This is a genomic window from Labedella gwakjiensis (assembly GCF_003014675.1).
Classification (GTDB): Bacteria; Actinomycetota; Actinomycetes; order Actinomycetales; family Microbacteriaceae; genus Labedella; species Labedella gwakjiensis.
Map to the genome: position 1 here is coordinate 2334263 of NZ_PYAU01000001.1, position 20313 is coordinate 2354575.

Below are 20313 nucleotides of genomic sequence, written 5' to 3' on the forward strand. Positions count from 1 at the left end.
GTGGGGTCCGCTCGGACACTTCCCAGATCCCCCAGGAGCCAGCGCCCAGCATGTGCGGCATCGTCGGAATCGTCTCGCATGAGCCGGTCAACCAGCAGGTCTATGACAGCCTCCTCCTCCTGCAGCACCGCGGCCAGGATTCCACCGGTATCGCGACGGTCGACGGCTCCACGGTGCACATCAAGAAGGCCAAGGGGCAGGTGCGGGAGGCATTCCGTACGCGCGACATGCGCTCCCTGCTCGGCACGGTCGGCCTCGGTCACGTGCGCTACGCCACCAAGGGTGATGCGGCCAACGAGCACGAGGCGCAGCCGTTCTACGTGAACGCCCCGTACGGCATCGTCCTCGTGCACAACGGCAACCTCACCAACACGCGCGAGCTCGCCGACGACCTGTTCCACGTCGACCGCCGTCACGTGAACTCCACGAGCGACACCGAGATGCTCCTCAACGTGCTCGCGACCGAGCTGCAGGGGCAGGTCTCCGGTCTTGATCTGGACCCCGACCAGGTGTTCGCCGCCGTCTCGCAGGTGCACGAGCGTGTCGAGGGCTCCTACGCGGCCATCGCGATGATCGCCGGACACGGACTGCTCGCCTTCCGCGACCCGTTCGGCATCCGCCCCCTGGTCCTCGGCCGTCGCGCCGCGGGGCTCGTGGGAGACGAGTGGATCGTCGCATCGGAGTCCCTCGTCCTCGAGGCGAGCGGATACGAGGTCGTCCGAGAGATCGCGCCGGGCGAGGCCGTCTTCATCGCGATGAACGGCGAGTTCTACTCGCGCCAGTGCGCGAAGGAGCCGCGACTCGTGCCGTGCTCGTTCGAGTACGTCTACCTGGCTCGCCCCGACTCCATCATGAACGGCATCTCCGTGTACGAGGCGCGACTGCGCCTCGGCAACCGCCTCGCCGACACGATCGCGAAGTACACGCCGGCCGGCGACATCGACGTGGTCATGCCGATCCCCGACTCCTCGCGCCCCGCCGCCATGCAGGTGGCCCAGAAACTCGGCGTCGAGTACCGCGAGGGCTTCTACAAGAACCGCTACGTCGGCCGCACCTTCATCATGCCCGGCCAGGCGGAGCGCAAGAAGAGCGTCCGGCAGAAGCTCAACGCGATGTCGAGCGAGTTCAAGGGCAAGAACATCCTCATCGTCGACGACTCGATCGTGCGCGGCACGACCTCCAAGGAGATCGTCGACATGGCGAGGATGGCCGGCGCGAACAAGGTCACCTTCACGTCGGCCGCGCCGCCCGTTCGCTACCCGCACGTGTACGGCATCAACATGCCGACGCGGCGCGAGCTGATCGCCGCCGGCCGGAAGATCCCCGAGATCGCCCGCGAGCTCGGCGCCGACCACCTCATCTATCAGGAGGTCGAGGACATGGAGTCCGCGATCATCGAGGGCTCGAACGTCACGAACCTCGAGATGAGCTGCTTCACGGGCGACTACGTCACGGGCACCGTCTCGCAGGAGTACCTCGACTGGGTGGAGCGCACGCAGCTCTCCTAGAGGAGGCGGTCAGCGGGCGAAGGGTCCGGACAGGACCGACCATTGCAGCAGCATGATGGTCTTGGCATCGATGATGCTCGAGCCGATCTCAGCGACCGCGTCGTCGACGTCCAGTTCGAGCACCTCGATGTCCTCGCCCTCCGCCTCGAGTCCGGCACGAGTGCCATCGAGCCCGCCCGCGACGTAGGGCGCGGCGAAGAAGTGCAGCCGCTCCGTCACGGATCCGGGGCTCATGTACGCGTCGAAGACGTGCTCCACCTCGCCGAGCACGACTCCGGTCTCCTCCTCGGCCTCGCGCCGGATGGCCGTCTCGGGTGAGTCGTCGTCGAGCAGGCCGGCCGCGGTCTCGACGAGCATGCCGTCGGGATGGCCGTTCACGTAGGCGGGGAAACGGAACTGCCGCGTGAGGAGCACGGTGCGCCGCTCGGCGTCGTAGAGCAGGATCGTCGCCCCGTTGCCGCGATCGTAGGTCTCGCGGCGCTGCGTGGTCCACTCTCCCGCCGCGTCCTGCACCTCGAGGGTGGTTGCTCGCGTGACGTGCCAGTCGGTCGAGAGGACCTCGACATCGACGATCCGGACCCGCGGGTTCCCTGAAAGGTCACGGCCGACGGCATCGAGACCGGTCCGTCCTCGGCCATCGGGTTCGTCGACTCCACGCATCGGCTCTCCATTCGTCGTCGGTCACGCCGGAACCCCCACTCAGTGGTCAGGCTCGATCGCAACGAATCGTATACCGTTGAGGGCATGGACGATCCACGAGCGTCCGACGGTCGGCTCCCCGCCGACGTCGCTCAGGACATCGAGGGGGGCGAGGATCCGCGTCATCCGCTCCGACGGCTGCTCGCGCGGTTGCGACGACGAATCGATAGGTATCCGCGTCTTCGCACGGTCTACCGGGTCGTCGTCGGGATCATCGGTGGAAGCGTCGCCGTTCTCGGACTGGCCCTCGTTCCGCTGCCGGGACCCGGGTGGCTCGTCGTGTTCCTCGGACTCGCGGTCCTCGGCACCGAGTTCGCATGGGCTCGTCGATCAGCGGCGAGACTCAAACGCCTGCTCGCCCGATTCTGGGCGTGGTGGCGAGCGCGTCGCGATCGCACGCGGACCAGCCCGGCCGACGGCGCAGGCTGACTCCAGGGAAGCGTGGGTTACGCGCGCTTCGACTCGTCCGAGCCGTCGGAGGCGTACTCCGACCACTTCGCGATCTCCTCGTCGGAGTATCCCTCATGGGCGTGGCCCGTGAGTTCGCGTTCGAGCGCATCGTAGTTCACATCGGGGCTGTAGGACTTGAGCTCCCGTGCGATCTTCGTGTGCTTTGCCTTCTGACGGCCACGCCCCATGCGAGACCCCCTTACGATTCGGTGACCGGCCCACGATGCGGGAATCGACTGGACCCGGGAGGATCGACCGTACGGACGTGCCGTGCGGAGCATGCTCTGCGGGTCAGGGATTCTCGATGTGGCGAACCGGCGGTTTCACTAACCAGAGAACGACTAAGACTGCCTCTGAGTCTACCACGGCGCCTCTCCCGTCGTCGCCGTCGCCGCGCGGGGCCCGGCCCGTGCGGTCGAGCGCCGAATGCGTACAATGAGGGCGACCGCCGTCGTGTGACCGTACACATCGACCCTGATTCTTGGAGCGCGCAATGCCGCCGGAAGCTGGAAAGGGGCGCGCTCCCAACATCCGAGACGTCGCAGCGCTCGCGGGGGTGTCGTACCAGACCGTATCGCGCGTGCTCAACGACAGCGAGAAGATCCGGCCGGAGACGAAGCGGCGTGTTCTCGCGGCGATCGAGGAGAGCGGTTTCCGCCCCAACCAGGCGGCACGTGCCCTGGTCACGAGCAAGTCGGGCACGATCGGGGTGCTCTCGACCCATCAGTACGCGCACTACGGTCCGCAGACGATGGTCCACGCGATGGAGGTCGCCGCCGATCTCGCCGGCTATCGCCTGGCCCTCGTCACGACGGGGTCGACCCCGGAGACGATCGTCGAGGCGCTCGACCGCCTCGTGCGGCAGGCCGTCGAGGCTCTCATCGTGGTGGCCCCGAAGGTGAGCGTCTTCGAGGCCATCGAGGACAGCTCGCTCGATCTCCCGCTCGTCACACTCGACTCGTCGATCCACAACAAGAGGCCCGGTCGTGCGCACAGCTTCGCCGTCGACCAGTACGAGGGCGCGCGGATGGCGACGCGCCACCTCATCGAGCTGGGTCACCGATCGATCATCCACCTCGCGGGTCCGCAGGACTGGATCGAGGCGGACGAGCGCATGCAGGGCTTCCTCTTCGAGCTCAGCGAGAACGACCTGCCGGTGCGCGCCCCCATCCTCGGGGAGCTGTCGGCGGACTTCGGCTATCGCGCCGGACTCGAGCTCGTGCGGCGGAGGGACTTCTCGGCGGTCTTCGCAGCGAACGATCAGATGGCGCTCGGACTGCTCCACGCGTTCCGCGACGAGGGTCTGTCGGTGCCCCACGACGTGAGCGTCGTGGGGTTCGACGACATCCCCGACGCCGCGCACTACCTGCCCCCTCTCACGACGGTGCGCCAGGACTTCGCCGCCGTCGGCCGCCGGGCGGTCGAGCTCGTGATCCGCGAACTCGATTCCGGAGGCTCCGGCGGCGTCGAGTTCATCAGCCCGACTCTCATGGTGCGCGAGTCGACCTCCCCGCCACCCGCGCACTGGCGTTGACGCGGCCCGTCGAGGCTCCAGGTCACGGTCCGGAAACGGTCTCGCGATGGATGCGTTCGTCCGGTTGACATGGTGTCATCGCAGGCCTATCGTGATCGCGGGCGTGTGAACGGTCACATTCTGACCGCTCTCGCCCGAGTAGTTGACGGACCGACCGGCCCGCCACGACAACGACGTCCCAGTGGAGGCTGTGAATGCGAACCCGTCGCGCCGAGACCCGACCCCGTCGGGAGGTGCTCTCGCATGGTCGATGAACCCGTGATCCTCGAGATGCGCTCGATCACCAAGGAATTCCCCGGTGTCAAAGCGCTGTCCGACGTATCCATCGCCGTCCGCGCCGGTGAGATCCACGCCATCTGCGGCGAGAACGGCGCGGGCAAGTCCACGCTCATGAAGGTGCTGTCCGGCGTCTACCCCTTCGGCACGTACGAGGGCGACATCGTGTTCCAGGCGCAGGAGGTCCGCTTCAAGGACATCCGCTCGAGCGAGGCCGCCGGCATCGTCATCATCCACCAGGAGCTCGCGCTCATCCCCGAGCTGTCGATCACCGAGAACATCTTCCTCGGCAACGAGCCCGGCCGCGGGGGAGTGATCAACTGGAAGGAGGCGAAGAAGCGCGCCATCCAGCTGCTCGCCCGTGTCGGCCTCCGCGACGACCCCGACACGCTCGTGAAGGACATCGGCGTCGGCAAGCAGCAGCTCGTCGAGATCGCGAAGGCGCTCAACAAGGACGTCAAACTGCTCATCCTCGACGAGCCCACCGCGGCCCTCAACGAGAACGACTCGCAGCACCTCCTCGACCTCATCCTCGGCCTCAAGGGCAAGGGGATCGCGTCGATCATGATCTCCCACAAGCTCAACGAGATCGAGCGGATCGCCGACTCCATCACGATCATCCGCGACGGCAAGACGATCGAGACGCTCGACGTTCGCGGCGGCGACGTGAACGAGGACCGCATCATCCGCGGCATGGTCGGGCGGAGCCTGCAGTCGCGCTTCCCCGACCGCACCCCGCACGTCGGCGAGGTCCTCTTCGAGGTGCGCGACTGGACCGTGCAGCACCCGCTCGTCCCGGAGCGTCTCGTGTGCCGGAACGAGAGCTTCACGGTGCGCAAGGGCGAGATCGTCGGTTTCGCGGGCCTCATGGGCGCCGGCCGCACGGAGCTCGCGATGAGCATCTTCGGCCGCTCCTACGGCAACTTCGTGTCCGGTCAGGTGTTCAAGGAGGGTCGGGAGATCCAGCTCCGCAACGTGAGCGAGGCCATCGATCACGGTCTCGCCTACGTGAGCGAGGACCGGAAGTCGCTCGGCCTCAACCTGCTCGACGACATCAAGCGCAGCGTCGTGTCGGCGAAGCTCTCGAAGATCTCGCGCGGCCAGGTCGTCGACGACTTCAAGGAGCACTCGATCGCCGACGACTACCGCAAGAGCCTCCGGATCAAGACTCCGACGGTCGACGAAGGGGTGTCGAAGCTCTCGGGCGGCAACCAGCAGAAGGTCGTCCTCGCGAAGTGGATGTTCACCGACCCCGACCTACTGATCCTCGACGAGCCCACCCGCGGCATCGATGTCGGCGCGAAGTTCGAGATCTACGGCATCATCCAGCAGCTCGCGGCTCAGGGGAAGGGCGTCATCGTCATCTCCTCGGAGCTCCCCGAGCTCATCGGCCTCTCAGACCGGATCTACACGATCTTCGAGGGTCAGATCACCAACGAATTCACGGCGGCGGAAGCCGAGCCGGAGACGCTCATGAAGAGCATGACCTCCACGAACAAGAAAGCTGCAGCAGCATGAGCGGATTCTCCGACGTCAAGAAGATCTTCGGGGGCGGCACGACGTCGACCGCCCGCCAGTTCGGCATCCTCGCGAGCCTCGTCGTCATCATCGTGGGCTTCCAGATCGGCACCAACGGTCTGACGCTCACCCCTGGCAACCTCATCGCCGTCGTCAACCAGTACTCCTACATCCTGATCCTCGCGATCGGCATGGTGATGGTGATCATCGCCGGTCACATCGACCTGTCTGTCGGGTCCGTCGCCGCGTTCACCGGCATCGTGGTAGCGAAGGCCATGGCGGACTTCGACCTCCCCTGGCCGCTCGCGATCGTCCTCGGACTCGTCGTCGCGGCGCTCATCGGAGCGTGGCAGGGCTTCTGGGTGGCGTACGTCGGAGTGCCGGCGTTCATCGTGACCCTCGCGGGCATGCTCATCTTCCGCGGTGGCAACCAGGCGATCGGTGCGGCGACGGCCGTGACGGTGCCTGAGGGCTTCACCGTGATCGGCGCGGGTTACCTCCCCGAGGTCGGGCCGATCACGGGCTACAACAACCTCACGCTCGTGCTCGGTTTCCTCGCCGTCATCGCGATCGCCTGGCGCGAGTGGCGAGCGCGCCGCACGCAGGCCGAGATGGGCTCGGAGATGGCTCCCGTCTGGGTGTCGGTCGTCCGCGTCGTCATCCTCGGTGCGATCGTGCTCTACGCGGCCTTCCTCTTCGCCGGTGGTCGTGAGGGGACGAGCATCCCGGTCTCGGGACTCATCCTCATCACCCTCGTCCTGGCCTACGGGTTCCTCACGCGCAACACCATCATCGGTCGCCACATCTACGCGGTCGGCGGCAACTCGCACGCCGCCGAGCTCTCGGGCGTCAAGTCGAAGCGGGTCAACTTCTTCGTCATGATGAACATGTCGGTCCTGGCGGGCCTCGCCGGCATGATCTTCATCGCCCGGGCCGGTGCCTCCGGCGGCCAGGACGGAAACGGCTGGGAGCTCGACGCGATCGCCGCGGCCTTCATCGGTGGAACCGCCGTCGCGGGCGGTGTCGGCACCGTCATCGGCGCCATCATCGGTGGTCTCGTGATGGCCTTCCTCAACAACGGCCTGCAGCTCGTCGGCGCCGGCGCCGACCTCGTGCAGATCATCAAGGGCCTCGTGCTCCTCCTCGCCGTCGCCGTCGACGTCTACAACAAGACCCAGGGTCGGTTCTCGATCATCGGACTCTTCACGTCGAAGCGGAACAGCGGCCCGACCGACCAGTCCCCGACGCCCACGACCGGAACGCCCGACACGGCGAAGCCCGGCGCGGTCACCGTCAACAAATAGACCTGCTCACTCCCCAACAACCCCGAACACCCAACAGAAAGTGAACACAATGCGCAGATCAGCACTCGCAACCGTGGCTCTCGCCTCGGCTGCTGCGCTCGTCCTGGCCGGCTGCTCCAGCCGTACGGACGACTCCGCCGGCGGCTCCAGCGATGCAGCTGGATTCGCGGCGGACTCCCTCGTCGGCGTCGCGCTCCCCGCGAAGACGTCGGAGAACTGGGTCCTCGCCGGTGACCTCTTCACCGACGGGCTCGCCGAGGCGGGCTTCGAGTCCGACGTGCAGTACGCGGCTGCGAGCGGCACGGTCGCCGACCAGCAGTCGCAGATCCAGTCGATGATCACGAAGGGCGCCAAGGTCATCATCATCGGTGCTGCCGACGGCTCGCAGTTGAGCACGCAGGTCGCCGCGGCGCACGAGGCCGGAGCCGTCGTCATCGCGTACGACCGCCTCATCCTCAACACGCCGGACCTCGACTACTACGTCGCGTACGACAACGCCGAGGTCGGCCGTCTCCAGGGACAGGCTCTCCTCGACGGCATGAAGGCGAAGGGCGACGGTCCGTACACGATCGAGCTCTTCTCCGGCTCGCCCGACGACGCCAACTCGAAGGTCTTCTTCGACGGCGCCATGGAGGTCCTCCAGCCGGCGATCGACAGCGGCGACGTCGTCGTCGGTTCCGGCCAGACGGACATCCAGCAGACCGCCACGCAGGGCTGGGAAGCCGAGAACGCCCAGAGCCGCATGGACTCGCTCCTCACGAGCACCTACTCGGGCGACAAGAAGCTCGACGGCGTCCTCTCCCCGAACGACAACCTCGCTCGCGCGATCATCACGTCGATCAAGGCCGACGGCCGCGACATCCCGATCGTGACCGGTCAGGACTCCGAGGTCGACTCGGTCAAGTCGATCATGGCGGGCGAGCAGTACTCCACCATCAACAAGGACACCCGTGCGCTCGTCGCCCAGGCGATCACGATGGCCGAGCAGCTCCAGAAGGGCGAGGACGTCGACGTCAACGACACCGAGTCCTACGACAACGGCGAGAAGGTCGTCCCCTCGTTCCTCCTGCCCCCCGTCATCGTGACGAAGGAGAACGCGGCCGAGGCCTACGCGAACGACCCGACCCTCGGGCCGCTCACCGAAGGCTGATTCTCAGCGTCGCAGCAGTACACCCGCGAACGGGCGGGCCGGAGCGATCCGGTCCGCCCGTTCCGTCGTGCCGTGTTGTCCACAGGCCCCGATCGCGTGTCGCCCATCGCCCCGTAAAGTGAGTGAACATCACTTTCTCTGCGAGTCCCCGGCTGGGCTCGTCTGTGACTCCGGGGGGATCACGTGGCACACACTCATGCCGTCGCGCGGGGGCGCGACGATTCGGACCAACCGATTCGAAGGCGCGCTCGGTGGACGCTCGCCGCGTCTGCATCGATCGCGCTCGTCTCGGGTCTGCTCGCCACGAGTCCGGCGCTCGCCGACTCGAAGCCCTCGGATCCGGCCGACCCGAAGACGCCGGAGACGGTGTCTGCCGACGTCCTCGCTACTCCCCAGATAGACGGTGTCGTGTGGGACCAGCTCGTCGTGGGCAACACGGTCTATGTCGGTGGCAAGTTCACGACGGCTCGTCCGGCGGGATCCGCTGCGGGCAAGAACACGGTCACCCGGTCGAACCTGTTGGCCTACAACCTCACGACGGGTGAGCTGCAGGCGTTCGCTCCGGCGTTCAACCAGCAGGTCAGAACCCTCGCCGTGTCGCCGGACAAGAAGACCCTCTACGTCGGCGGCGCGTTCACGACTGTGACGCCGGCGGGCGGAGCCGCGGCGACGCGGAACCGGATCGCGGCCTTCACGATCGGCTCCGGTGCTCTCGTCGCAGGCTTCGCCCCCAGTCTCAACGGCGAGGTCACGACCATCGCCGCCACGTCGTCGTCCGTCTACGCCGGTGGTGCGTTCAGCAGCGCGCAGAAGACGGCGAGAGCGGGTCTCGCCGCGTTCGCACCCACGAATGCTGCCCTGCAGAAGTGGGCGCCGTCGCCGTCGGGTGGAAGCCCACGAGCCCTCGTCGTGTCGCCGGATGCCAAGAAGGTCGTCGTGGGCGGCAGCTTCACGACCCTCAACGGCTCGTCCGATCCCGGCTTCGGTCTCGGCGCCGTCACGGCGGACACGGGCACCCTTCTTCCCTGGAAGGTCAATTCCGTCATCCGGAACGGCGGATCGGGGGCTGCCGTGTACTCGTTGTCCTCCGACGCGGACAACGTGTACGCCACCGCATTCAGCTACAAGGCGGCGATCCAGTCGCCCTACACGGAGGGGACGTATGCGGCCCGGTGGAGCGACGGCGAACTCGTCTGGCACGAGGACTGCCACGGGGACACCTACTCGTCGGCGCCGGCGGGTGACGTCGTGTACACGGCGGGACACGCTCACGACTGCGAACGTGTCGGCGGCTTCGGCGACATGGTCAAGAGCGTGTCGGCGACGGCCGGATACCATCGGGCCCTGGCGTTCAGCAACGCGGCCACGGGCACGCTCACGGCGGCTACGGGAGACCTCTACACCGACTTCGCCGGACAGCCGGCGCCGTCCCTGCTCGATTGGTACCCCTACTTCAACGTCGGCAAGGCGAGCGGTTCGGGACAAGGCCCATGGGATGTGACGGTGTCCGGCGGGTACGTGCTGTACGGCGGCGAGTTCACGGTGGCGTCCGGTAAATCACAGCAGGGGCTCGCGAGATTCCAGATCCCGAGCAAGGCACCCAATCTGCGTGGTCCCGAGCTCTCGGGGGACGACATGGCACCGAAGATCGAGCAGCTCGGCGCCGGCGCGGTGCGGTTGACCTGGGCGGCCAACTACGACCCCGACAACAGGGACCTGCGGTACGAGGTCTACCGCTCGGGGGTGTCCGAACCCGTCGCGACGCTCGAGGGCCAGTCGAGGTTCTGGGATCGCCCGACGATGCACGTCGTCGATTCCGGACTCACGGCGGGGAAGGCGTACGCGTACACGATCAAGACCATCGACCCGTACGAGAACTCCACGAAGGGGACACCGGTCACGATCACCCCGACCGGCGCGGGTTCCACGTCGTTGACGGACTACGACCACGAGGTGCTCGCCGACGGACCCACGTCGTACTGGCCCCTCAATGAGACGGCCGGAACCCGAGCGATCGACTATGCGGGCACGGACGACATCACTCTCGCCGCCTCGGTGAAGCGCACGGGCGAGGGCGCCGAGGGAGCCGCGGCAGGCTACTCCTCGACGTTCTCGGGCGCGACCGCAGCCGGGGTCGCTCGCGATCGGGCTGATGCCCCCCTGTCCGTATCGACGGAGCTGTGGTTCGCGACGACGGCGTCCGGCCGGCTCCTCGACTTCGCCGACCCGCCTCAGAACGCCGACACGGCATACGATCTCGGTCTCGATCTCCGCGCGGACGGTCGGCTGTCGTTCGCGATGACGTCGAACACGGCGATCGCGACGGAGAAGGCCTACAACGACGGCGAGTGGCATCATGTCGTGACGACGCTGGGTCCCGAGGGTTCGACGATCCAGGTAGACGGTGTGGTCCGCGCGTCCAGTTCGACGAGTACCTCGACGCGTCCGATCATCGGCGGCACGTGGCGGCTCTCGAACGGGTTCACCGGGCGCATCGACAACGTCGCGGTCTACGACCGTGTCCTGTCCGCCTCGGAGATCACCGACCACTTCACTGCCGTCCCGCCGACGGAGCCCGACCCGGTCGCCTTGACGGACTACGACCGTCTGGTGATCTCCGATGAGCCGATGTCGTACTGGCCGCTCAATGAGACGGACGGGGTCCAGGCAGTGGACCAGATCGGCACGAACGACGTCACCCTGGCCGCATCGGTGACACGCAAGAGCGAGGGAGCAGAGGGGGCCACGGGGGCATTTTCCTCCACCTTCCCGTCCGTCAGGGCCGGTGGCATCGCCGAGGAGCGGGCTAAAGCACCCGGCTCGGTGTCGACGGAGCTGTGGTTCGCGTCGACGGGGTCCGGCCGGCTCCTCGACCTCGCGGACCAGCCGCAGAGCGCGGCGACGGGATACGACCTCAGCCTCGAACTCCGCTCCGACGGGCGCTTGTCGTTCGCCATGACGTCGAACACGGCGGTCGCCACCGACGCCGCCTACAACGACGGCGAATGGCACCACGTGGTGACGACGCTGGGTCCGTCGGGGACCACGATCCTGGTAGACGGCGTCGTTCGGGCGTCCAGCTCGACGAGTACGTCGAGCCGTCCGATCATCGACGGGTCGTGGCGGTTCGCGAGCGGCTTCACCGGGCGGATCGACAACGTCGCCGTCTACGACAGGGCCCTCTCCGCCTCGGAGATCACCGAGCACTCCACGGCCGGCCGCCCCGAGAAGTGACCGTGGCGCGCGGCAGCCGCCATCGCGGTGCGAAGCCGAGCGGGGCCGACAGGCCGAAACGCCGCAGCGGCCGAACAGGCCAGGGTCCGGTCGTGTCCTGATCGAGCCGCGCCTTGTCGTGCGGCGCCGACCTCGGCGTTATGCTGGGCGTGCGTCGTGCGGAGTGGCCACGCGGGTCACCCTCCCACGCCCATCGGTGTTCGAGGTTCCGCACCCAAGGAGGCTGAGGCTATGACCGTCCGTCCCTCGTCCCGTCCCGTGCTCGTGGGCATCGTCCCCGGGCAACCCGACACCGTCCTTCATATCGCGTCCGAGTACGCCAGGGCCTTCGGGGCCGAGCTCGTGATCGCCTGGGTGGACGCCACCCGCTATACGGCCGGCCTGTGGGCCGACGGGTCGGTCGCTTTCGTCCCGTACGACGCGAACGGCGAGAGCGAGATCGACTCGGCCTGGATCGACGATCAGGTCAGGCCCGTGCTGTCGTCGTCCGGCGTCCCGTGGCGTGTGGTGACGGCGGAGGGCGAGCCATCGGCCGGGCTGTGCTCGATCGCGGACCGCGAGCAGGTCGGCTCCATCGTGGTCGGGACGCGGGAGCCCGGTTTCCGCGCCGGGCTGCAGGAGTTCTTCACCGGATCCATCGCGGCCCACCTCGCCCACCGTCAGCGCCAGCCGGTGATCGTCGTGCCCCTGTCGCCCGTCAGGGGAACCGACGATCTCCCGTGGGCAGAGGCGGGCGACACCGCGTCGTAGTCCCCGCCCAGCGGCTCCTCCGGCAGGGCCCCCGTCCGGGGGCCGCGGCGTACACGGCGGGACCCGGATCGTCACCCAGGTGACGATGCGGACCATTTCGCGGACCATATTTCGTACAGGGAGCCCCACCGCCCGTTCCGAGTGACCAGTGTGTTGCCAATTGGTCGGGCGAAATGGGTGGGGTTCACATGGCTGCAGTAGGCGAACGTGCTCGCGATTCTGACGGGCACGAGGTACGAGTGACGGTGTCGAGAGCGGGTGTCAGGTCCGACCGTTCGGGCCGCCGCGCGTCGCCGACGAGCGGGTCGGTTTACGGGGCTCCACTGGAGCCCGCCTGGGCGATCCGTCGTCCCGATCTGGTCGCCCTCCTGGAGGCGCGGCACGCGATCACGCTCGTGCGAGGGGGCTCCGGCTTCGGCAAGACCATGCTCGTCTCCCAATGGGCGAACGCCTCGGAGACGGACGGTGTCTGGATCGACGTCGACGACGACATCGCCGAGCGATCGGCGTTCTGGATGAGGGTCTTCGCCATGGTCGAGGACTCCGGAACCCTCGCGGTCGACGCCCGATGGATCCCGTCGGCGGAGCAGGTCTCGGCGGGGGGCGACCTCCGTCGCTTCCTCACACGGTTCGCTTCGCACCTCGAGGCGGACTTCACGATCATCGTCGACGACGCTCACCGCCTGGACTCACCGGCGGTCGAGGACGACTTGCGCGCGATGCTCCGCATCACCAATCACCTGCGCGTCGTCGTCGCCACGCGGAGCGTCAGCTCCTTCGAGCGGCGAGACGACCGGGCCGCCGTCGACATCGAGGAGATCGAGGCGAGGCGCCTTCTCTTCACGCCCCGCGAGTGCGCGCTCGTGATCGTCCGGTCGGTCCTCACGGTCGATGCGAAGCTCGCGGCAGAAGTGCACGAGATCACCGGGGGCATGCCTCTCGCCACGCGTCTGTTCGCCGAACGCCTCGACGGTTCCCAGCGACTCACGACGGCGCGGGAGATGGACTCGGTCGTCGGTCGCGTCGCCGACGCGCTCGTCGCCGCAGTGAACGCTCCCGGAGGGTCCTCCGAGGCCGACTTCTGGGCCTTCCTCCAGCGGGCCTCGCTCCTCGACGGTGTCACGGACAGGGAAGCCGCTCGACTCGGAGAGGTCGATGCCGAGAAGGCCAGGAACTGGCTCGACGCCGCTCGATCGCTCGGTTTCGGCTTCTGGGACACGGACGGCGACATCTCGAGATTCCACTTCGTACCGATCACCGCGAGGGTCCTCGAGAAGACCGTCTCGACACGGAGCGACGGCGGCCGCAGCGCATCGGCGGATGCCGCGGCTGCGGAGGTGCTGTGGGGGAGAGGGGACGCCCGGGCCGCGTGGGCGCGTGCGATCAGGACGGAGCAGTTCGTTCTCGCCGAACGCATTCTCCGAGAGTCGTTCATCGCGGTGACGGACGACGAATCGTCGGCGTTCGACATCCTGCTCGCCGTCCCCACCGCCAAGCTGCGCCGCTTCCCGTACCTCACGGCGATGCTCGGCCTCGTGCACGCGACGAGCGGCAAGGGCCGTGCCGTGGGCTCCGCCTACCTCGCGGCGGCCGAGCAGTTCGCTCGTGCGCGTTCGACGGAGGTCGGGCCGGACGAACGACTCGCGATGCTCGGCGTGCGCCTGATCGCACTGCGGGTCGAGGCGCGCTGGGCTGCGGCCCTCTCGGTGGCGTCCGACGTCTCCGCGGCCTCCGAGCGATTCGAGATCGACGAGCGTCCGCTGTCGCCCGGGATCCTCGTGGCCGCGGTGCTGCAGGCGTCGCTCACGTTCTTCGGTGCCGGCCAGAACGATGCGGCGGCGAGGCTCGCCGAGCGTGCGCTCACCGTGCCGGGTCTGCGCGCGGAGCTCGTCGCCCAGGCTCACGCGGTGCTGTCCGCCGTGCACGCGTCCACGGGGGCGATGAGGCGTGCACAGGATCACCTATCCGCCCTCGAGCGGGTGCGTACCGGCCTGGGGCGCTGGGGCTGGGCCGATCTCGCCTCGGCGCTCGTACGAGCGGAGGAGAACGACTTGCCCGGGAGCCGCGCAGCCATCGAGAGCATCATCCGCTCGGCCGGGCCAGAGATCGCACTCCGGGTGGTGCCGCTCCGAGCGGTGATCGATGCTGCGGAGGGGAAGTCGCTCATGAGCATCTCCGCCGTGAGCGACGCGGTTCCCGACCGCGACCGGACGATGGTTCCGCCGTCGGTGCGTTCGGGGCTCGGGAGGAGCGTGGTCGTGCTCTACCTCGCCGTGGGGGCGCTCGCTCAAGCGAAGTCGGCGGTCCGTTCGTTCGACAAAGGCGATCCGTCGGCCGGGGTTTCCCGCGCCCAGATCGCCCTCATCGAGGACCGAGCGCTCGAGGCCGTCGCCGCGGCGAGCGATGCGCTCGCGGCGACCGGGATCGGTCCGCGGACTCGTGCAGAGCTGCTGATCGCGCGGGCCGCCGCCTCCCTGCGGCTCGGAGGTGAGCGGGCGTCGCTCCACGACCTGTCGGAGGGCCTCCGCGTCCTGTCGTCCAACGGACTCCGGTCGCCGTGGTGCTTCCTCGTCGAGTCGGACCGCTCGGCCCTCGCCGGTCTTGCCGAGAGGTCTGGTCTCCTCGACGCGAGGGCGATGGCCGACCTCGAGGCCATGCCCATGCTCTTCACGCGCCTCGACTCGTTCGTGGAGCTGACCGCGCGCGAGAGGGAGGTGCTGACCCTTCTGGTGTCGGGATTGAGCGTCTCCGTCATCGCCAAGCGTCTCGTGGTCTCGCCGAACACGGTGAAGAAGCAGCGGGCGAGCATCTACCGCAAGCTCGGGGCGACCACGCGGGAGGAGTCGGCGATCGCCGCGATCGCGCGGGGCCTGCTCGATTCCTGATCGGAGGGAAGGGGGACCACGGACGGGACCAAAACGTCGCCGCGACCTCGGCCTCCTCTTTCCTCATCCGGCATCGTAGGCATGGCGTACTCATTCTTCCGATCGGGATCTCGCCGATCGGGTGTCCTGTCCGAGGCGCGGCAGATGGACCGGGGGGTTACGTCTCCCGCGCCTCGGATACGGGGTTAATCCCCCGACCGGATTTCCTCGGTCGCCGATCGGGTCGCCGACCGAGGAAATCCGCCCGATCCGTCGATCCGTCGGGTTCGCCTGATCCGTCGGGTCCGTCGTTCGTCGGGTTCGTCGAGCCCTGGTGCGAGTTCGTCCGGCACCGGCCCGTCGAGCGTCGCCGGCTCCGCTCGTCCGGTTTCCAAACGTCGCCGGCCGGGGGGTGCGCGTTCACCCGGGGGCAACCTCTCGGCTACCCGCCCCGCTTAGCGTCACCCCATGGACAGTGGTCGGGGTGCGAGCGCGGGTGGCGTCGAGGACGCCGTGCCGGCGGGGGTGCCCGATGAGACGATCACCGTCGCTGTGATCCCCGCCAGAGGCGGCTCGAAGGGCATCGTGGGCAAGAATCTCCGGACCGTCGGGGGAGTGCCCCTCATCGTCCGCGCGATCCGCTCCGCTCGAGACGCGCGCTCCATCGATCTCGTGGTCGTGTCCACGGACGACGCGGACATCGCGAGGACGGCGATGGAGGCTGGAGCCGTCGTGGTGCGTCGCCCCGTCGAACTCTCGGGCGATACGGCGTCGTCCGAGTCGGCCGTCGCACACGCTCTCGACGCGATCGTGTCCGATCCGGCCACAGCCGGCCGGCCCATCGGCGCCGTCGTGCTCATCCAGGCCACGTCGCCCCTCATCGATCCCCTCGACCTCGACGAGGCCGTCGGGCGCGTGCGTTCGCGAGACGTCGACGTCGTGTTCTCGGCGACGCCGACCCATTCCTTCCTGTGGCGTGACGGGGAGGCGACCGAGGGTGTCGTGGGTGTCAACCACGATCGTTCCTCTCGCCCCCGTCGACAGGACCGCGCGGCGGAGTACCGCGAGACCGGTGCGTTCTACGCGATGGACGCCGTCGGCTTCCGAGCTGCGTCCCACCGCTTCTTCGGGACCGTCGCCGTGCACCTCGTCCCGGAGCGTCACGCGATCGAGATCGACGTGCCGGCCGACCTCGAGCTCGCCCGCGCCGTCGCCGCCATCGATGAGGCCGACACAGCCGAGGCCGACACCGCCGAGGCCGACACCGCCGGGGTCGCCACCGGCGATTCCGACATCGATCGATCGGGACCGATCCTGGTCGATGCGGTCGTCACCGACTTCGACGGCGTCCACACCGACGACACGGCGTTCGTCGACGAGGACGGGCGCGAGAGCGTGCGAGTCCACCGGGGGGACGGACACGGCGTCCGCCTCCTTCGCGCCGCCGGTATCCCCGTCCTCATCCTCTCGGCCGAGCGCAACGGCGTGGTCGCCGCGCGTGCGGCGAAGCTGCAGGTGGACGTCGTCCATGGCGTCGATGGCGACGACACCCGTGGCGACAAAGGCGACGTCCTCCGTGCGTGGGCCGAGCGCATCGGCGTCCCCCTCGAGCGGATCGCGTACCTCGGCAACGACGTCGGGGACCTCCCGGCGCTCGACATCGTCGGCTGGCCCGTCGTCGTGGCTGACGCGCACCCGGCCGCGCGGGCCGCTGCCCGCGTCGTGCTCTCGACCGCGGGAGGCGCAGGCGCCGTGCGCGAACTCGCCGACCGTGTCCTGTCCGGCCGAGCGATCGGCCCCACCACCGTCCACCGGGCCGTCGTCCCGGCGGAGCATTCCACAGACGAACGGAGATCCTCATGACCGTCACCATCGGACGCTCGCAGATCGGCGACGGTCACCCCGTCTACGTGATCGGCGAGATCGGTCTCAACCACAACGGTTCCGTCGAGTTCGCGAAGAACCTCATCGAGGTCGCGGCGGAGGCCGGCGCGCAGGCCGTCAAGTTCCAGAAGCGCACTCCCGACATCTCGACGCCCGAGCACATGAAGAACACGCCGCGCGACACGCCCTGGGGCACGATGACGTACCTCGAGTATCGCCGCCGCGTCGAGTTCGATCGCGACCAGTACATCGAGATCGGCGACTACGCGACCCTGTGCGGCCTCGACTGGTTCGCGTCCCCGTGGGACGAGCCCGCCGTCGCCTTCCTCGAGGAGCTCGCCGTGCCGGCCCACAAGGTGGCATCGGCCTCCGTCACCGACCTGGGGCTGCTCCGCGCGCTCGCCGCCACGGGGAAGCCGATCATCCTCTCCACCGGCATGTCGACGATCGAGCAGATCGACGCGGCTGTCGAGGTGTTCGATCCCTCGAAGCTCGTCATCCTGCACGCGACGTCGACCTACCCCCTCCCGGCCGATGAGGCCAATCTGCGCACCATCCGGACCCTCGCGGAGCGCTACCCGCAGCTTCCGGTGGGCTACTCCGGCCACGAACAGGGTCTCGAGATCTCCTTCGCGGCGGTCGCCCTCGGAGCTCGCGCCGTGGAGCGGCACATCACCCTCGATCGCGGCATGTGGGGATCCGATCACTCGGCCTCCCTCGAGCCGTCCGACTTCGCCGAGCTCGTCGCGGGGATCCGCGTGGTCGACGAGGCGCTCGGCGATGGAGTGAAGCGCGTGTTCCCCGGTGAGCAGGCGCCGATGGCCAAGCTCCGCCGGATCCTGGTGTGACCGAGGCCGACCGACCGCAGCGTCTCCTCGTCATCGGCGACACCGACTCGTACGTGAAGTGGGGGGCGGCGCTCGCGTCGCGCCTGCCGACCGGGTGGGCTCCGGATCTCGTCGTGATCCGCAATCCGATGCAGCCGAGCGACCGGCAGCTCGAGTCGGCGCTCGCCGGAACCGCGTTCGTCTCCGCCTCGGTGCGGATCGTCGACCTCGACGATCTCGGTCCCCTCGTCCGGGCCGAGCGGCCGCACGCCGTGCTGCTCTCGGTGCGCGGGCCGATGGTGCGGGTCCTCGTGCGCCTGGTCGTCTCCCGCCACTGGCGTCCGGTGATCGTGTCCGGCCTCCCCGGAATCACGATCCCCTCGAATCCGAAGGCCGTCGTCTACCGGGAGCAGGCCGACCTCGTCGTTCTGCACAGCCGGCGAGAGGTCCGCGAGTTCACCGCGATCGCTGAAGGCCTCGGAGTGAGCACCCGCTTCGGCCTCGCGACCTTCCCCTTCCTTGCGGACTCCGCGGCGCGCGACGACGGCCGGAGACGCGACGCCGTCGTGTTCGCCGCGCAGGCGAAGGTCCCGGCGGGCAAGCAGGATCGCATCCTCCTGCTGTCGTGGCTCGTCCGGCTCGCGCAGCGTCGTCCCGACCGGCGGATCGTGATCAAGGTGCGGGCCCGCGCCGGGGAGGCGCAGACGCATCCGGAGCGTTGGGACTATGCAGGTCTCCTCGACGAGCCCGAGCTGCTCGAGCTCGTCGGGGGTGCGGTCCCGGAGAACGTCGTCGTCGCGGACGGGCCCATGGCCGAGCACCTGGACCACGCCGTCGCGCTCGTGACGGTGAGTTCCACCGCAGCGCTCGAGGCCGTCGCAGCGGGTGTGCCCATCCTTCTCCCGTCTGATTTCGGGGTGAGCGCGAAGCTCATCAACGTCGTCTTCGAGGGGAGCGGGCTCTTCGGCGATGCCGAGGATCTCATGGCCGGACGTTTCTCGGCCCCGAGCGGATCGTGGCGCGGCGACAATTATCTGCACGGACGTGCGGAGGACGACTGGGTCGGAGCGCTCGACGCTCTCGTGGCACGCGAGCGGGAGGCGCCGTCGCGCGTCCTCCCTCAACGGTTCAACCGGGTCGGCTGGGGACTGCGCCGTTCGTGGGAGCGCAAGCGGATGCTCGGCGACGTCGACCGCACGGTGAGCGGCCGTATCGCCGTACTCGTGGCCGTACCGGCCCGCCGCGTCGTGCGTGCGGCGCGCCGTGTGCGACGGCTCGCGCGGGCCTAGCTCTCGGCGACCTTCAGGACGAGCTTGCCGCGGGTGTGCCCCTCCTCGAGCGCCGCGTGCGCCGCGGCGGCCGCGTCGAGGTCGAAGACGCGGTCGACGAACACTTTGACGTCCCCCGACTCGAGGAGTCGTGTGATCGTCGAGAGGGTGTCCCCGTCGGGAGCGACCTTGTAGGTCGTGGCCCGCACCCCGGCCGCCTCGGCCTCCTGGACGATCGTCGGCCAGCTTCCCGTTGGGGCGTTCACGATCAGGCCGCCTGGGCGGAGCACGCCGAGCGACCTCGTCCCCGTCTGGTCGTGGACGTTGCCGACCAGATCGATGACCACGTCGACCTCGCCGACGACGTCCTCGAATCGAGTCGTCGTGTAGTCGATCGCGACCGCGGCGCCGAGCTCCCGCAACCACTCGAGGTTGCGGGTGGATCCGGTCGCGGTGACGTGTGCGCCGAAGTACTTCGCGAACTGGACGGCGAAGTGCCCGACTCCGCCGCTGCCCGCGTGGATCAGGATGCGCTGGCCGTCGTGGGCCTTCGCGAGCTCGACGACCATCCCCCATGCCGTGAGCGCGGCGAGCGGGACGGCAGCGGCCTCGACGTGGGAGAGCGTCGGCGGCTTCCGCGTGACGCTCAGGCTCGGGACGGCGATGTACTGGGCGTAGCTGCCCGAGTACCGCGGGACGGGCACCATGCCGTACACCTCCGTGCCGGGTCGAAGCGGGTGGGCCTCGTACGGCGAACGCACGACGACCCCGCTGAAGTCCTGGCCGAGCACGGCGGGGTACGCGGGGATGCATGCCGAGACGCCGGCGCCCGACCGGGTCTTCGCATCGATCGGGTTCACCCCGGCGGCCACGACGCGGACGACGAACTCGGCTCCGCTCGGGGCGGGCACCGGCACGGACGCCGTGTGCAGCACCCCCGGCTCGCCCGTCTCATCGATGACGGCCGCGGTCATCGACGGGGGGATGTCCTCCAATGGAAGTCCCGTCGGTCGTGCCTGCCATGCATCCCTCACACCCAGCCGCATC

The 20313-nt window shown here is 68.6% G+C and carries 15 protein-coding genes; 12 read left to right on the forward strand and 3 right to left on the reverse strand.

Features of this window, described 5'->3' with window-relative positions; genetic code table 11:
• Positions 1-50: 50 nt before the first annotated feature.
• Positions 51-1508: an amidophosphoribosyltransferase gene (gene purF, locus CLV49_RS11060; RefSeq protein WP_106563594.1), complete on the forward strand. Its 1458-nt coding sequence runs from the start codon at positions 51-53 to the stop codon at positions 1506-1508.
• 9 nt (positions 1509-1517) lie between these two features.
• Here the strand turns inward: purF and CLV49_RS11065 are convergent, their stop codons facing one another.
• Positions 1518-2168, reverse strand: coding sequence for an NUDIX domain-containing protein (locus tag CLV49_RS11065; RefSeq protein WP_106563595.1), 651 nt, complete (start codon positions 2166-2168; stop codon positions 1518-1520).
• Positions 2169-2252: 84 nt separating this feature from the next.
• Between CLV49_RS11065 and CLV49_RS11070 the strand changes: the two genes are divergently transcribed.
• Entirely contained in the window at positions 2253-2636 is a 384-nt protein-coding gene (locus CLV49_RS11070; RefSeq protein ID WP_106563596.1) for a TIGR02611 family protein, read from the forward strand.
• Positions 2637-2653: 17 nt separating this feature from the next.
• Here CLV49_RS11070 and CLV49_RS11075 read toward each other — a convergent pair whose 3' ends face one another.
• Positions 2654-2845, reverse strand: a complete 192-nt coding sequence (locus CLV49_RS11075) for a DUF3073 domain-containing protein (protein WP_106563597.1) — start codon at positions 2843-2845, stop codon at positions 2654-2656.
• Positions 2846-3150: 305 nt separating this feature from the next.
• Between CLV49_RS11075 and CLV49_RS11080 the strand changes: the two genes are divergently transcribed.
• The 10 genes from CLV49_RS11080 to CLV49_RS11125 all read left to right on the forward strand — a co-directional run bounded on the left by CLV49_RS11080 (position 3151) and on the right by CLV49_RS11125 (position 19287).
• Positions 3151-4191 carry a LacI family DNA-binding transcriptional regulator gene (locus CLV49_RS11080; RefSeq protein ID WP_106563598.1) on the forward strand — a complete coding sequence of 347 codons (1041 nt, stop codon included), beginning with the start codon at positions 3151-3153 and terminating at the stop codon, positions 4189-4191.
• A gap of 243 nt (positions 4192-4434) precedes the next feature.
• Positions 4435-5985 (forward strand): multiple monosaccharide ABC transporter ATP-binding protein, encoded by a 1551-nt coding sequence (mmsA, locus tag CLV49_RS11085; RefSeq protein WP_106563599.1) that lies wholly within the window; start codon positions 4435-4437, stop codon positions 5983-5985.
• The gene (mmsB, locus tag CLV49_RS11090) at positions 5982-7289 is read left to right on the forward strand and encodes a multiple monosaccharide ABC transporter permease (RefSeq protein WP_106563600.1); all 1308 of its coding nucleotides are present in this window, start codon (positions 5982-5984) and stop codon (positions 7287-7289) included. Before mmsA ends, mmsB begins: the two co-directional genes overlap by 4 nt.
• Before the next feature lie 49 nt (positions 7290-7338).
• Entirely contained in the window at positions 7339-8439 is a 1101-nt protein-coding gene (locus CLV49_RS11095; protein ID WP_106563601.1) for a substrate-binding domain-containing protein, read from the forward strand.
• Positions 8440-8622: 183 nt separating this feature from the next.
• Positions 8623-11673: a LamG-like jellyroll fold domain-containing protein gene (locus tag CLV49_RS11100; RefSeq protein WP_106563602.1), complete on the forward strand. Its 3051-nt coding sequence runs from the start codon at positions 8623-8625 to the stop codon at positions 11671-11673.
• Positions 11674-11904: 231 nt separating this feature from the next.
• Positions 11905-12423 carry a universal stress protein gene (locus CLV49_RS11105; protein ID WP_106563603.1) on the forward strand — a complete coding sequence of 173 codons (519 nt, stop codon included), beginning with the start codon at positions 11905-11907 and terminating at the stop codon, positions 12421-12423.
• Between the two features lie 239 nt (positions 12424-12662).
• Complete coding sequence (locus CLV49_RS11110) at positions 12663-15308, forward strand: LuxR family transcriptional regulator (protein ID WP_106563604.1); 2646 nt, start codon at positions 12663-12665, stop codon at positions 15306-15308.
• A 447-nt stretch (positions 15309-15755) separates the two neighbouring features.
• Entirely contained in the window at positions 15756-17150 is a 1395-nt protein-coding gene (locus CLV49_RS11115; protein ID WP_106563605.1) for an acylneuraminate cytidylyltransferase, read from the forward strand.
• Entirely contained in the window at positions 17147-18019 is an 873-nt protein-coding gene (locus CLV49_RS11120) for an N-acetylneuraminate synthase family protein (protein ID WP_106563606.1), read from the forward strand. Before CLV49_RS11115 ends, CLV49_RS11120 begins: the two co-directional genes overlap by 4 nt.
• Positions 18016-19287, forward strand: a complete 1272-nt coding sequence (locus tag CLV49_RS11125; RefSeq protein WP_106563607.1) for a DUF6716 putative glycosyltransferase — start codon at positions 18016-18018, stop codon at positions 19285-19287. The genes CLV49_RS11120 and CLV49_RS11125 overlap by 4 nt, the downstream gene beginning before the upstream one ends.
• On the opposite strand, the gene CLV49_RS11130 is transcribed toward CLV49_RS11125, so the two are convergent.
• Entirely contained in the window at positions 19284-20240 is a 957-nt protein-coding gene (locus CLV49_RS11130) for an NADP-dependent oxidoreductase (RefSeq protein WP_106563608.1), read from the reverse strand. The two genes, CLV49_RS11125 and CLV49_RS11130, sit on opposite strands and share 4 nt — an antisense overlap.
• Positions 20241-20313: the final 73 nt, after the last annotated feature.

What these genes read in the sequence shown, in the direction of transcription:
- purF (WP_106563594.1), top strand. Translation starts at nt 51, where the DNA reads ATGTGCGGCATCGTCGGAATCGTCTCGCATGAGCCGGTCAACCAGCAG.
- CLV49_RS11065 (WP_106563595.1), bottom strand. Translation starts at nt 2,168, where the DNA reads ATGCGTGGAGTCGACGAACCCGATGGCCGAGGACGGACCGGTCTCGAT.
- CLV49_RS11070 (WP_106563596.1), top strand. Translation starts at nt 2,253, where the DNA reads ATGGACGATCCACGAGCGTCCGACGGTCGGCTCCCCGCCGACGTCGCT.
- CLV49_RS11075 (WP_106563597.1), bottom strand. Translation starts at nt 2,845, where the DNA reads ATGGGGCGTGGCCGTCAGAAGGCAAAGCACACGAAGATCGCACGGGAG.
- CLV49_RS11080 (WP_106563598.1), top strand. Translation starts at nt 3,151, where the DNA reads ATGCCGCCGGAAGCTGGAAAGGGGCGCGCTCCCAACATCCGAGACGTC.
- mmsA (WP_106563599.1), top strand. Translation starts at nt 4,435, where the DNA reads ATGGTCGATGAACCCGTGATCCTCGAGATGCGCTCGATCACCAAGGAA.
- mmsB (WP_106563600.1), top strand. Translation starts at nt 5,982, where the DNA reads ATGAGCGGATTCTCCGACGTCAAGAAGATCTTCGGGGGCGGCACGACG.
- CLV49_RS11095 (WP_106563601.1), top strand. Translation starts at nt 7,339, where the DNA reads ATGCGCAGATCAGCACTCGCAACCGTGGCTCTCGCCTCGGCTGCTGCG.
- CLV49_RS11105 (WP_106563603.1), top strand. Translation starts at nt 11,905, where the DNA reads ATGACCGTCCGTCCCTCGTCCCGTCCCGTGCTCGTGGGCATCGTCCCC.
- CLV49_RS11115 (WP_106563605.1), top strand. Translation starts at nt 15,756, where the DNA reads ATGGACAGTGGTCGGGGTGCGAGCGCGGGTGGCGTCGAGGACGCCGTG.
- CLV49_RS11120 (WP_106563606.1), top strand. Translation starts at nt 17,147, where the DNA reads ATGACCGTCACCATCGGACGCTCGCAGATCGGCGACGGTCACCCCGTC.
- CLV49_RS11130 (WP_106563608.1), bottom strand. Translation starts at nt 20,240, where the DNA reads ATGACCGCGGCCGTCATCGATGAGACGGGCGAGCCGGGGGTGCTGCAC.